The 12469-nt window shown below is 52.5% G+C and carries 12 protein-coding genes and 1 riboswitch; of the genes, 9 read left to right on the top strand and 3 right to left on the bottom strand.

Going from position 1 to position 12469, the window contains the following annotated elements; genetic code table 11:
* Positions 1-20: 20 nt before the first annotated feature.
* A riboswitch (ZMP/ZTP riboswitch) is annotated at positions 21-98 on the top strand.
* A gap of 62 nt (positions 99-160) precedes the next feature.
* The 3 genes from Q3886_RS04450 (at position 161) to Q3886_RS04440 (ending at position 3231) form a co-directional block, all read left to right on the top strand.
* Positions 161-1336 (top strand): phosphoribosylaminoimidazolecarboxamide formyltransferase, encoded by a 1176-nt coding sequence (locus Q3886_RS04450; protein WP_301859964.1) that lies wholly within the window; start codon positions 161-163, stop codon positions 1334-1336.
* Between the two features lie 104 nt (positions 1337-1440).
* Positions 1441-2565, top strand: a complete 1125-nt coding sequence (locus tag Q3886_RS04445; RefSeq protein ID WP_301859963.1) for a DUF362 domain-containing protein — start codon at positions 1441-1443, stop codon at positions 2563-2565.
* A 261-nt stretch (positions 2566-2826) separates the two neighbouring features.
* Entirely contained in the window at positions 2827-3231 is a 405-nt protein-coding gene (locus tag Q3886_RS04440; RefSeq protein ID WP_301859962.1) for a hypothetical protein, read from the top strand.
* A 99-nt stretch (positions 3232-3330) separates the two neighbouring features.
* Here Q3886_RS04440 and Q3886_RS04435 read toward each other — a convergent pair whose 3' ends face one another.
* Complete coding sequence (locus tag Q3886_RS04435) at positions 3331-4800, bottom strand: amino acid permease (protein WP_301859961.1); 1470 nt, start codon at positions 4798-4800, stop codon at positions 3331-3333.
* Between the two features lie 191 nt (positions 4801-4991).
* On the opposite strand from Q3886_RS04435, the gene Q3886_RS04430 reads away from it, so the two are divergent.
* The 3 genes from Q3886_RS04430 to Q3886_RS04420 are packed head-to-tail and all read left to right on the top strand — an operon-like array spanning position 4992 to position 8072.
* Positions 4992-5261, top strand: coding sequence for a chorismate mutase (locus Q3886_RS04430; RefSeq protein WP_301859960.1), 270 nt, complete (start codon positions 4992-4994; stop codon positions 5259-5261).
* A gap of 1 nt (position 5262) precedes the next feature.
* Positions 5263-7425 (top strand): ATP-dependent RecD-like DNA helicase, encoded by a 2163-nt coding sequence (locus Q3886_RS04425; RefSeq protein ID WP_301859959.1) that lies wholly within the window; start codon positions 5263-5265, stop codon positions 7423-7425.
* Positions 7419-8072 (top strand): ComF family protein, encoded by a 654-nt coding sequence (locus Q3886_RS04420; protein ID WP_301859958.1) that lies wholly within the window; start codon positions 7419-7421, stop codon positions 8070-8072. Before Q3886_RS04425 ends, Q3886_RS04420 begins: the two co-directional genes overlap by 7 nt.
* Before the next feature lie 6 nt (positions 8073-8078).
* On the opposite strand, the gene Q3886_RS04415 is transcribed toward Q3886_RS04420, so the two are convergent.
* Together Q3886_RS04415 and Q3886_RS04410 are read right to left on the bottom strand one after the other, a co-directional pair.
* Entirely contained in the window at positions 8079-8681 is a 603-nt protein-coding gene (locus Q3886_RS04415) for an HD-GYP domain-containing protein (protein WP_301859957.1), read from the bottom strand.
* Between the two features lie 27 nt (positions 8682-8708).
* The gene (locus Q3886_RS04410) at positions 8709-9212 is read right to left on the bottom strand and encodes an S-adenosylmethionine decarboxylase family protein (RefSeq protein ID WP_301859956.1); all 504 of its coding nucleotides are present in this window, start codon (positions 9210-9212) and stop codon (positions 8709-8711) included.
* A gap of 317 nt (positions 9213-9529) precedes the next feature.
* Between Q3886_RS04410 and nadA the strand changes: the two genes are divergently transcribed.
* The 3 genes from nadA to nadC form a co-directional block, all read left to right on the top strand.
* Entirely contained in the window at positions 9530-10438 is a 909-nt protein-coding gene (gene nadA / locus Q3886_RS04405; RefSeq protein ID WP_301859955.1) for a quinolinate synthase NadA, read from the top strand.
* Positions 10439-10474: 36 nt separating this feature from the next.
* Entirely contained in the window at positions 10475-11782 is a 1308-nt protein-coding gene (locus Q3886_RS04400; RefSeq protein ID WP_301859954.1) for an L-aspartate oxidase, read from the top strand.
* Positions 11779-12469 (top strand): carboxylating nicotinate-nucleotide diphosphorylase (nadC, locus tag Q3886_RS04395; RefSeq protein WP_301859953.1); only part of this gene is annotated, 691 nt, incomplete at its 3' end. The genes Q3886_RS04400 and nadC, both read left to right, overlap by 4 nt.

Raw genomic sequence — 12469 nt, 5'->3', positions numbered from 1 at the left:
CCTGTGCCTATATAATATATTCTATATCATGTGACTGACGGAAGTGGAGCTACCACGGGGAGCATGATAGATATGAGCCGACCGTCTGGGCAGTATGCTCCAGAAGTGTCGGTATTTTTTTATCTATGTCAGCCATGTATTGGTTCAGGAGGTAATAGTCATGAAAGAACTGCAGTTAAAGTACGGATGCAATCCCAATCAGTCGTCTGCACGGGTATATATGAAAGACGGCAGCGATCTTCCCTTTGAGGTGCTGAACGGCCGTCCTGGCTATATTAATCTTCTCGATGCCTTTAACAGCTATCAGCTGGTAAAGGAATTGAAAGAAGCAACGGGTCTGCCTGCAGCTGCTTCGTTCAAGCATGTCAGCCCTGCCGGCGCCGCTGTAGCGACGGATATGAGCGATACGCTGAAGAAAATTTACTACGTCGATGACCTGCCTCTGACGCCGCTGGCTTCTGCCTATGCCTGCGCCCGCGGTGCGGACCGCATGAGTTCGTACGGCGATTTTGTCGCCCTGTCGGACTGCTGCGATGCCGAAACGGCTATGCTCCTCAAACGGGAAGTTTCAGACGGCGTTATTGCTCCGGCCTATACAGACGAAGCCCTGAATATCCTGAAAACGAAGAAAAAAGGAAAGTACTGCGTGCTGAAGATCGATCCGTCCTATACGCCGGCTCTGGTCGAATCGAAAGAAGTCTACGGCGTAACCTTTGAACAGGAACGGAATAACGCCAAAATTACGACGGAGTTGTTTGCCAACAGACCGACGAAAAACAAAGAAATTCCGGAAGCAGCACAGCGGGATCTGCTGATTGCCCTGATTACGCTGAAGTATACGCAGTCCAACTCTGTCTGCTATGTCAAAGACGGCATGACCATCGGCGTCGGTGCAGGGCAGCAGTCCCGTGTGCACTGCACGAGACTTGCCGGCAACAAGGCCGATATCTGGTGGCTCCGGCAGAATCCCAAAGTCCTGGCCCTGCCATTCCGCGATGATGTACGCCGTCCTAATCGGGACAATGCCATTGACGTCTATATTTCCGACGACTATGAAGACGTATTGGCTGACGGCATCTGGCAGTCCCTGTTTACAGAAAAGCCACAGCCCCTGACGCGGGAAGAAAAGAAAGCCTGGATTGCCCAGCTTCATGGCGTATCCCTGGGCAGCGATGCTTTCTTCCCCTTTGGCGACAATATTGAACGGGCTCACCGCAGCGGCGTCGATTATATTGCCCAGGCCGGCGGCTCCATCCGCGATGACAATGTCATTGAAACGTGTGATAAATACGGCATTGCCATGGCCATGACCGGCCTGCGCCTGTTCCATCACTAATGAGCAAAGCGTCCCAGGCGGGGCGCTTTTTGCTTGACTTATAGTAGGCTCCATGTGCTATAATAGGGCCGGATTTGAGAATGTTTTTGTCAGGAGGTATGAAGATGGAAAAAGCAAAGGTATATTTTACGGATTTTCGCTGCCGCGTTGGTACGAATAATTTGATGAAATTAAAAAAGCTCTGTAAACGGGCTGGCATTGAAAAGATTGATTTTGACGGAAAGTTTGTAGCTATAAAAATGCATTTCGGCGAACTGGGCTGTCTGGCATCGCTGCGTCCGCAGTATGTCAAAGCCGTTGCCGATCTGGTAAAGGAACTGGGCGGCAAGCCCTTTTTGACAGACTGCAATACCTTGTATCCAGGAAGCCGCAAAAATGCACTGGAACACATGGACTGTGCTCAGCTGAATGGGTATAATACGATTACGACAGGCTGTCAGGTCATTATTGGCGACGGCCTGCGCGGTACGGATGAAGTGGAAGTGCCCGTTAAAAACGGCGAATACGTTCAGAATGCCAAAATCGGCCGGGCCATTATGGATGCCGACGTATTCATCAGTCTGGCTCACTTCAAAGGCCATGAAATGACCGGCTTTGGCGGCGCTGTCAAAAATATCGGCATGGGCTGCGGCAGCCGGGCCGGCAAAATGGAACAGCACTCGTCCGGCAAGCCCGTCGTCGACGAAAGCAAGTGCCGCGGCTGTCGCCGCTGCGCGTCCGAATGCGGGTCTGATGCCATTACCTATGAAAATAACATTGCCCATATTCATGAAGATCTGTGCAAGGGCTGCGGCCGCTGCATCGGCGCCTGTGCCTTTGATGCCATTCATACGGTACAGTGGGATGCCAATGACAAACTGGACTGCAAAATGGCTGAATATGCGCAGGCAGTCTGTCAGGGCCGTCCGTGCTTCCATATCAATCTGGTCATGGATATTTCGCCGAACTGTGACTGTCACGGCGAAAATGACGCGCCTATTCTGCCCAATATCGGCATGTTTGCTTCCTTTGACCCGGTTGCGCTGGATCAGGCCTGTGTCGATGCCTGTCTGAAAGCAACGCCTCTGCCGAACAGCCAGCTGTCCGATCATCTGGCCAAGCCGGACTGGCACCATCATCACGACAATTTCCTGGACAGCAATCCCAATGTCAACTGGGAAAGCACGCTCATTCACGGCGAAAAAATCGGTCTGGGCACGAGAGAGTATGAATTGATTACTGTAAAATAAAGAGTATGACAGCTTTCTGGAGATAGGTTCCAGGAAGCTGTTTTTATATGCGTTGTAAAAAAGACAGTAATTTTGTTTTTTTCGGCGTACCCATTGATTTTTACTGAATGAATGTATTACAATTTACGTATCTACTACGGAGGTGGGCGCATATTTCCGGTTCAGCCAGGTTCTGGAGCACATCCTGTCATATGGGGGGTGCGCGGCAGAACGCGAATTTGCTGACGTGAAGCGGTACGGCCCTGACAGAAAGGAACGACTATGATTTGTCCTATTTGCGGAAAAGAGTTTACACCACGGCGGTCCATACAAAAGTACTGCAGTTATGAATGCCGGCGGTATGCAAACCGGCATGGCGCCAATGACGTACGGCCGGAAAAATCCTCAACAGCTCCGGTTATTCGTGAATTTCGCTGCCTGAAATGCAAGAAGCTGGTAAAAGTCCGGGATCGGTCAGATGGGCGCATGAAATTCTGTTCCCAGCATTGTGAAAAACTATACTGGAAACATTCGAAAAAGGTCAAGGCTGCTACGGTGTATCGGGAATTTACCTGCAAAGAATGCGGCAAAGTAGTTGCAGTTACGGATCCCTTGGATCGGCGGCGGATTTTCTGCTGCCGTCAGTGCCGCATCCGCTGGTTCAGCCGCCGCAGCGCAGAAAAGTGAGTACAGATCCGGAAGGGCTGTCTGGCATATAAAAAGAGACTGCCCTGGTCCGTCTGCTCAGCGAGAGCAGGGCGGATGGGACAGTCTCTTTATCATTCATCAGTGCTGTGACGAATGGCGTGATACATCGACGTCTTTTAGGGGAATAATCGATGTATGGCGCGTTACTTTATGATAGAAATATACGGCCAGAAACACGGGTATACCAATATAGGCAACGCTGGCGCCGTACCAGTCGATTTCTGTGCCCGTAAAGGCCGAGTAGTTCTGACCGGCTGTGACGATGAGGCACATGGCCAGGGCGAGAAGGGGCCCGAAAGGGTAGAGCGCCGCCCGATAGGGCAGGTCTTTCAGGTCATGGCCCTGGGCGATATAGGCCCGGCGGAAACGGTAGTGGCAGATGGCAATGCCGATCCACGTAATAAATCCGGCCATGCCGCTGATATTGACGAGCCAGTCATAGGCCCGGCCTTCACCGATGAGGGAAGTCAGGAACGCAGCAAAGCCAAAGACGACGGTTGCAAACAGGGCATACGAAGGAACGCCCCGTTTGTTGAGCTTCAGGAAGCATTTGGGAGCCTGCCCTGTTTCGGCCATGGCGTAGAGCATGCGCGTCGACACGTAGAGCCCGGAATTTCCGGCAGACAACACGGCAGTCAGGATGACGGCGTTCATGATGGAAGCAGCCGCTGCCAGGCCGAACCGTTCAAATACGAGCGTAAATGGGCTGATGGAAATGTTTTCGATGCTGGAGTTCAGCAGGTTGGGGTCCGTATAGGGAATGAGAAAGCCTATGACGATAAAGGAACCCAGATAAAACAGCAGGATACGCCAGAAAATCGAATGGACGGCGCGGGGAATGTTCTTTTCCGGATTTTCGCTTTCACCGGCGGCAATGCCGATCATTTCCGTACCCTGAAAGGAAAAGCCGGCGACCATGAAGATTCCAAGCATGGCCGTAAAGCCGCCGACGAAGGGGGCCTCGCCCAGGGTCCAGTTGACCGTTCCCGGTGACGGTTCCGGCCCCAGGCCCAGAATGAGGCAGGCCCCGGAGAAGAGGAATACCAGTACGGTCAGCACCTTGATGCCGGCAAAGATAAATTCGCTTTCTCCGTACGAGCGGGTCGACAGGTAGTTGAGGACGAAGAGGATGCATAAAAACAGGCCGCTCCATACGGCAGCAGGCACGTCGGGAAACCAGTACTTCATGATGAGGGCACCGGCTACGAGTTCGGCGGCAACTGTAATGGCCCAGTTGAACCAGTAATTCCAGCCCAGGGCAAAGCCGAGGGATTTGTCTACATACCGGTTGGCATAGGCTTCAAAGGAGCCGCTTACGGGCAGATAGGCAGCCATTTCGCCAAGGCTGGTCATGAGGAAATATACCATAATGCCGATGAGCGAATAGGCGACGAGAGCGCCGCCGGGACCGGCTGTGCTGACTGTTTCGCCGCCGGCCACAAAGAGGCCCGTGCCAATAGCGCCGCCAATGGCGATCATGTTCATATGGCGGGCTTTCAGACTGCGCCGCAGCCCCTGTTTCTGTGGCTGTTGTTGTTCTTCTTGCATGTTATCACACCTTTTTATACAATTATACACACTAGTCTATATTATAACGAATCATACAGAGTGTGACAAATAGAATATATCCCTTTTGCTATACAAAAAAGGGATAGACTGCCTTCCAAGACCGGCAGATGTAGCGTATAATAAATAGTACTATACTTTGAAACTGCGATGAGAGACAGAAAGGAGCCGCTATGGAGTTATCAGTGTACCGTCAGGAAATTGATGCGTTGGACAGAGAGCTTACGAATATACTGGAACGGCGAATGAAAGTAGTCGCCAAAGTGGCAGCATACAAGAAACGTCACCACATGGAAATTTTTGATCCCCGCCGGGAACGGCAGGTGCTGGATAAAATTGCCGCCCTGGCGGAACATGAAGAACTGGCTCCGTACTTGCGGAACATTTATCAGTGTATTATGGATGAAAGTAAAAACTATGAACGGGAGCATATGAAACTGTAATATGGATGCATTGGAACATGTACAGGGTGTTGTAGACCGGGTGGTCTTTGAAGCGCCAGATTCGGACTATCTGGTTTTCCGCATTCACCGCGATGACGACGATGCACTGCTGACGGTGACGGGGCACGGCAGCAAGCCTCTGGTCGGCGACAGGCTGGATATTCAGGGACGCTGGGTACAGCACAAGCGCTATGGCCGCCAGCTGGCAGCGTCGCTGTGGAAGCGGCTGGTACCGGATACAGATGAAGGGGTAGAACGGTTTCTGGCATCTGGTGCCGTCAAGGGCATCGGCCCTTCCCTGGCCCATCGCATTGTAGCTGCTTTTGGCGCCGATACGATGAAAATAATGGAACAGAATCCGCAGCGCCTGCTGGAAATTGAAGGCATCGGTCCGAAGAAACTGGCCGTTATTACGGAGTCGTTCTGTGAGGAAAAGCAGGTCAACGATCTGGCTCTGGATCTGGAGCAGCACGGCGTAGCCGGCCGGTACGCCGCACGGCTCGTACAGAAATACGGCGACGAAGCGGCCTATGTGCTGACAGAGGAACCGTACCGCATGATTGCTGAAATTGAAGGCATTGGCTTTAAGCGGGCCGATCAGATTGCCTTGGCGTACGGGACAGACCCGCAGGCACCGGAGCGGCTGGCCGCCGGCCTGGCCTATGTGCTGCAGGATATGACCCAGAATGGCAGTGTCTGCATGCCCGATACGGAACTGGCCCGGCGGGCTTCCCTCATTCTGCGGGCTGATGCGCTGCTGCTCCACGATGCACTGCGGCAGGCCATTGAGATGGGGCAGCTGTATACGGAATCGTATAACGGCGAAATCTATGTCTATACACCGCAGGCCTATGAGGAAGAAACGGTTATTGCCGAGCATATTCAGGCCATGATGGCGCAAAAGCCGCCGAAAGTGCGGACCCATGTCGAATTATTTCTCGATCGCTGGCAGGATTCCTGTCATTTCTCCCTGGCCGACAAACAGCGGGAAGCCGTTTCCCAGTCCCTGGCATCGGGCATGCTGGTCATTACCGGCGGCCCCGGGACAGGGAAGACGACGGTCGTCCAGGCCATTATTCGCCTGGCAGAGCAGGAAGGGCTGCGCATTTTGCTGTGCGCCCCTACAGGCAGAGCGGCCAAACGGCTGGCTGAAACGACGGAGCGCAAAGCCAAGACCATTCACCGCCTTCTGGTACCAGATGGTTTTCAGGGAACGGCCCAGGTCTTTGAATACAATGAGTCCAAGCCGCTGCCGGCAGATCTGCTGATTATTGATGAAGTGTCCATGCTGGATATGGAAATGCTGTACCATGTGCTGCAGGCCCTGACCGTGCGGTGCCGCTGCATTCTCGTAGGCGATGCGGATCAGCTGCCTTCTGTCGGTGCCGGCGCGGTCCTCCATGACATTATTCAGTCCGGCGTCGTTCCCGTTGTTCGCCTGGATACGATCTTTCGCCAGCACGAAGGGGGCCGCATCGTTACGAATGCCCATCTGATTCATCACGGCCGCCTTCCTGTGGTCAATGAAGATGCAGAGTTCCGCTTTGTTGCCATTGACAGCGAGGAAGAAGGGGCGGCGAAAGTATGCTCCCTGTATATGGCGGAAACGGCAGAGCGGCAGGATATGTTTGCCGTCCAGGTGCTGGCTCCCATGTACCGCAATCCCTGCGGCGTCGACAACTTGAACACGATGATCCAGGCTGCCGTCAACGGCCCGGCTGCCGGCAAAAATGAATATAAGGCCGGAAAGCAGCTGTTCCGCATTGGCGATAAGGTCATGCAGAAACACAACAATTATGATAAGGGCGTGTTTAACGGCGATATAGGCGAGATTTTCGCCATACAGAGCGACAGTGTATACGTACGCTATCCCGAACAGGATGTGCGTTATGAAGGACCGGAAACAGACGAAATTACCCTGGCCTATGCCGTTACGGTACATAAAAGCCAGGGCAGTGAATATCATACGGTTATTATGACCATTGTTGCCAGCCATGCCATTATGCTGCAGCGTAATCTCCTGTATACGGCTGTGACGCGGGCGAAGCGCAAGGTCATCCTCGTCGGGACGCAGAAGGCTCTGCAGGCGGCCGTACAGAATACACGGACGAGCCGGCGCTTTACGCTGCTGACACAGCGGCTGCGGAAGGAGGAATTATGCTGACGAAATGGAAGAACCTGTTCCTGCATCTGCTGTATCCGCCGCGTTGTCCGGCGTGCCGTGCCGCTGTGGCCCAGGCCGGGCAGTGGTGTCCTGCCTGTCTGGCAGCAGTTTGGCGTCCCCGCCGGATTAGCCGTACAGCAGCTGTGCGCAGTCTGGACGGCTGTTACTGCCTGACTGATTATGGCGGTGCCATGCGGAACATACTGCACCGCCTTAAATACAATGGAACCTTGTCGTACAGCACGGCCTGTCAGTACGTTATTGCTCAGTTTCCCTGGATGGACCGGCTGAGCCATATCGATATGGTCGTTCCGGTGCCGCTGGCTCCGGAAAAGGAACGGCAGCGGGGATTTAATCAGACAGACCTCCTGTTTCGTTCCTGGGCAGAACGGCATTGGACCTGGAGCCCTGTGCTGCAGCGAGTCCGCATGACTGCTGCGCAGTGGCAGTTAGGCCGGCAGGAGCGGAAAGAAAATATAAAGCGGGCCTTTGAAATCAAAGGCCCGCATCTGGTACAGGGGAAACATATTTTACTGGTTGATGATATTTATACGACCGGGACGACCATGGAAGCCTGTGCCAGGGCTCTGAAACAGGGCGGCGCTCTGTCGGTGACGGGGCTGGTCGTTGCCAGCAATGCCGTCTAGCCATTCTTATCCCAATGTTTCAATAAAGGCTTTTACTACTTCAGGATCAAACAGCAGGCCCGATGCGCTGAACAGTTCGCGGACGGCCTGCTGTTTTGTCTTTGCCCAGAATTCTGTTGACGGGTTGATAATCATATCGTAGTAATCGGCAACAGCAATTACGCGCGCTCCCAGGGGGATATTGGCACCGCGCAGGTGTTTGGGAAATCCCGAACCATCCCACCGTTCGTGGTGATAGCGGATGCTGGGAATAATATCCTGACAGCAGGGAATGTTTTCCAGCATATTGCCGCCGCCGGCAGCATGGCGTTTGTACAGTCCCCGTTCGGCCCGGTTCAGATAGGGGATTTTTGCCAGCAGCGTATTGGAGACAAAAAGAAGGCCTACATCGTGCAGCAGCGCTGCGTACTTGATCTGTTCAATTTCACTTTTGGGCAGCCCCATTTTCGTAGCAATGCTGACACTGTAATTGGCGACCTGAATCGAATGGGTATACAGCCGCTGATTTTTTAATTGTATAAATTTGAGCAGCTCTGCCGTGATCGTGTCCAGAGAATCCAGTTCCTCCATGCCAAGACCGGCAGCCTGCTTTAAAGAAACCATGTACATGACAGTTCAAACCCTTCTCATATGGCGTTACTTCTGCGGTGTTCTGCGGCTGCGGCGCATCTTCTGGGGATGGCGCAGAATATTGAACATTTTGACGCTCGTCTTTTTGATCGTAGCGCCTGTATTCTTCATGCGGCGCACTGTCGTAATTTTTGAGTTCCGTTTGGGACGCATATCGCGGATAGAGCCAAAGTCGCCGCGGCGTACGCTCGTCGCCTTGATGCGGTCTGACTGCAGGCTGTTCTTCAGGGCATGCATAATCTGGCTGGCCTGCAGGTCGACGTTGAAGCTGTAAATGTCAATTGCCACATAGGCCAGTTCCGGATAGGCGTGAATGCAGATATGGGCATGTGCCGAAACGGCCATGCAGACCATTTCGTTTTCCATTTCATAGTAGGCATGCCCTTCCAGGGGCGCGCCGGCCAGTTCGAGTGCACGGGAAACCAAGGTGTGCAGCTCTTCCGGTGACGTCCATTTGGCCTTGCAGTTATAAAAATCGATGAGTAAATGTTTTCCTAATGTGTTGTTCATAATGTTCACCCGTTTACTTAGTACAGCTCATTATATCCTGTTTTTTCTCCCTTGTAAACGACCTTTCCCGGAGGGAAAGAGGGAACTGAGCGGTCATGCAGAGGGGGTGGCTGTAAAGAATCAGTAAAATCCCGGTATTATGGCTGTATGCAGGCCAGAAAGAAGGAAGCAGCCGGAATCATATCAATATTGCATATATACATGTGAAGCCAGTCAAGTTATATATACTTCATTATATCGGCGCCATTGTCTTGTCAGGTGTAAATAAATGATGGTATAATAGCGTGTAAAAAGATGCAGAGAGGCGAAGGTACAGCATGGAATATATTGAAGATGAAATTGCACGGCTGAAAAAAGAAAAAAATGCCGTTATTCTGGCCCACTATTATGTGCCCGATGAGGTTCAGGAAATTGCCGATTTTATTGGCGATTCTTTTTATTTGAGCAAAAAAGCCAACGAAACGAATGCCGGAACCATTGTGTTTGCCGGTGTCCGGTTTATGGGGGAAAGCGCGAAGATTCTCAATCCGGACAAGACCGTACTCATGCCGGACATTACGGCAGACTGTCCCATGGCGCACATGATTACGCCTGGCCAGATTGAAGCGATGCGGCAGAAATATGATGACCTGGCTGTCGTATGTTATATCAATTCGACGGCAGAAATCAAGACATACTGCGACGTCTGCGTTACTTCGTCAAATGCGGTGAAAATTATTCGCAAGCTGCCTCAGAAGAATATCTATTTCGTACCTGATAAAAACCTGGGCTATTATGTTGGTACGCAGGTGCCGGAAAAGAATGTGATCTGTAATGACGGATACTGTCCCCGCCACAATGCCATTGATCCGGAATATGTGAAAAAGTGTCAGCACGACCATCCGAATGCCCTGTTTCTGGCGCATCCGGAATGCCCGAAAGAAGTGCTGGCCATGGCCGACTATATTGGCAGTACGTCCGGGATCATTCAGTATGCGACGGAATCGCCGGAACGGGAATTCATTATCGGCACGGAAAACGGCGTCATGTATGAGCTGTCGACGCGCAATCCGGACAAGAAATTTTATCCGGCCATGGAATATCAGTACTGCATTAATATGAAGAAGGTGACGCTGGAAAAAGTGCGCAACTGCCTGCGCGACGGCTCCGGCGAAATTCATGTGCCTGATGACGTGCGCTGCAAGTCTCTCCAGGCCCTGGAACGGATGTTGGAACTGGCGCAGTAGAAGTACTATTCAGAAAGATAATCGAGGTAATAACCGATGAAACATGTGAAAACAGACGTATTGATCGTAGGTACCGGAGCAAGCGGATTGTTTGCAGCTCTGCATCTCCCGGAACATACGAAGGTACTGATGATTACGAAGGATCAGACAGAAAACAGCGATTCCTATCTGGCTCAGGGCGGGATTTGCGTACTTCGTGATGCCGCTGATTACGACAGTTTTATGGAAGATACGCTGAAAGCCGGCCATTATGAAAACCGCCGTGAATCTGTGGATATTATGATTCGCTCATCCCGCAGCATTATCGATCAGCTCATTGCCTATGGCGTCGAATTTGCCAAAAAGAATGGCCAGCTGGATTATACGCGGGAAGGATGCCATTCCAAAGCGCGTATTTTATATCACGAAGACATTACGGGCAAGGAAATTACGAGCAAGCTCCTCGCTGCCGTACGGAAACGTTCTAATGTAACGATCTGGGAATATACGACCATGGTAGATATTGTAGCTGACCACAACCGCTGCCTCGGCATTATGGCCCGCTGTCAGGATGGCTCGTATGCTGCCATCGAAGCGGATCAGACGATTCTGGCCAGCGGCGGCGTCGGCGGCCTTTATGAACGGTCGACGAATTTCCCGCACTTGACCGGTGATGCTCTGGCCATTGCCCGCCGTCATGGCATTGAACTGGAACATATTGATTACGTGCAGATTCATCCCACCTCGCTGTATACGACCAAACCGGGACGGAGTTTTCTCATTTCCGAATCGGTCCGCGGCGAAGGGGCCAAGCTGCGCGGCAAAAACGGCATGCGCTTTGCCAATGAAGTACTGCCCCGTGATCTCATGACTGCAGAAATCCGCAAGCAAATGGCCAAAGACCATATGCCCTACGTATGGCTGGATATGACGGTCCTCGGCAGAGATACGATTCTGAACCATTTCCCCAATATATACCAGAAATGCCTGGAAGAAGGGTATGACGCGACGAAAGAGTATATTCCCGTCGTGCCGGCACAGCACTATTTCATGGGCGGCATTCACGTTGACAAGTACAGCAAGACGACTATGGACGGACTGTACGCCGTCGGTGAAACGAGCTGCAATGGCGTACACGGCAAAAACCGTCTGGCCAGCAATTCTCTGCTGGAAAGCCTGGTCTTTGCCGAACGGGCAGCTGGTCAGGTATGCCAGAATCTGCAGCACGAACCGGAAGAACAGGCCGATTTCTCCGCTCTCAGTCAGCAGGAATTAGCCGTTCTCCGGAAAGAAGAACATACCCTGGCAGCACAGTATAAAATGGAAGTGCTGGCAGAAATGGAACGGGAGCGGTCTGCACAATGAGTGAACTCAATCCGATTACGATGAAACTGCACGTCGACCCGCTGCTGCTCCTGGCCCTGCAGGAAGATATTAGCAGTGAAGATGTGTCGACCAATGCCGTCATGCCTGAAGCCTGTCAGGGAGAAGTGGAACTTCTGAGCAAGGGAGACGGCGTCATTGCTGGCCTGCCCGTCTTTGCCCGGGTATTTGAACTCCTCGATTCGTCTGTGGCGATTACCTTTTTTGCCAAAGACGGTGATACTGTGACGAAAGGACAGAAACTGGCCGTGCTGCGCGGTGACATACGGGTCCTTCTTTCCGGGGAACGGGTGGCACTGAATTATCTGCAGCGTCTCAGCGGCATTGCTACGTATACGCGCAGTGTCGTGGCCATGCTGGCCGGCAGCAAGATCAGGCTGCTGGATACGCGGAAGACGACGCCCAATATGCGGCTTCTGGAAAAGTATGCCGTTACTGTCGGCGGCGGCTGTAACCACCGCTATAATCTGTCTGACGGCGTCATGCTCAAGGACAACCACATCGGCGCAGCCGGATCGGTCCGGAACGCTATTGAAATGGCCCGGGCCTATGCGCCCTTTGTCCGCAAAATCGAAGTGGAAACGGAAACGCTGGACATGGTGCGGGAAGCCGTCGATGCCGGCGCCGATATTATCATGCTCGACAACATGACGCCGGATATGATGAAAG

It is taken from the genome of uncultured Megasphaera sp. (genome assembly GCF_958350005.1).
Taxonomy (GTDB): Bacteria; Bacillota; Negativicutes; order Veillonellales; family Megasphaeraceae; genus Megasphaera.
Note: the sequence above shows the minus strand (reverse complement) of the source record. Positions and strands in the feature narration are given on the sequence as shown.

What these genes read in the sequence shown, in the direction of transcription:
- Q3886_RS04450 (WP_301859964.1), top strand. Translation starts at nt 161, where the DNA reads ATGAAAGAACTGCAGTTAAAGTACGGATGCAATCCCAATCAGTCGTCT.
- Q3886_RS04445 (WP_301859963.1), top strand. Translation starts at nt 1,441, where the DNA reads ATGGAAAAAGCAAAGGTATATTTTACGGATTTTCGCTGCCGCGTTGGT.
- Q3886_RS04440 (WP_301859962.1), top strand. Translation starts at nt 2,827, where the DNA reads ATGATTTGTCCTATTTGCGGAAAAGAGTTTACACCACGGCGGTCCATA.
- Q3886_RS04435 (WP_301859961.1), bottom strand. Translation starts at nt 4,800, where the DNA reads ATGCAAGAAGAACAACAACAGCCACAGAAACAGGGGCTGCGGCGCAGT.
- Q3886_RS04430 (WP_301859960.1), top strand. Translation starts at nt 4,992, where the DNA reads ATGGAGTTATCAGTGTACCGTCAGGAAATTGATGCGTTGGACAGAGAG.
- Q3886_RS04425 (WP_301859959.1), top strand. Translation starts at nt 5,263, where the DNA reads ATGGATGCATTGGAACATGTACAGGGTGTTGTAGACCGGGTGGTCTTT.
- Q3886_RS04420 (WP_301859958.1), top strand. Translation starts at nt 7,419, where the DNA reads ATGCTGACGAAATGGAAGAACCTGTTCCTGCATCTGCTGTATCCGCCG.
- Q3886_RS04415 (WP_301859957.1), bottom strand. Translation starts at nt 8,681, where the DNA reads ATGTACATGGTTTCTTTAAAGCAGGCTGCCGGTCTTGGCATGGAGGAA.
- Q3886_RS04410 (WP_301859956.1), bottom strand. Translation starts at nt 9,212, where the DNA reads ATGAACAACACATTAGGAAAACATTTACTCATCGATTTTTATAACTGC.
- nadA (WP_301859955.1), top strand. Translation starts at nt 9,530, where the DNA reads ATGGAATATATTGAAGATGAAATTGCACGGCTGAAAAAAGAAAAAAAT.
- Q3886_RS04400 (WP_301859954.1), top strand. Translation starts at nt 10,475, where the DNA reads ATGAAACATGTGAAAACAGACGTATTGATCGTAGGTACCGGAGCAAGC.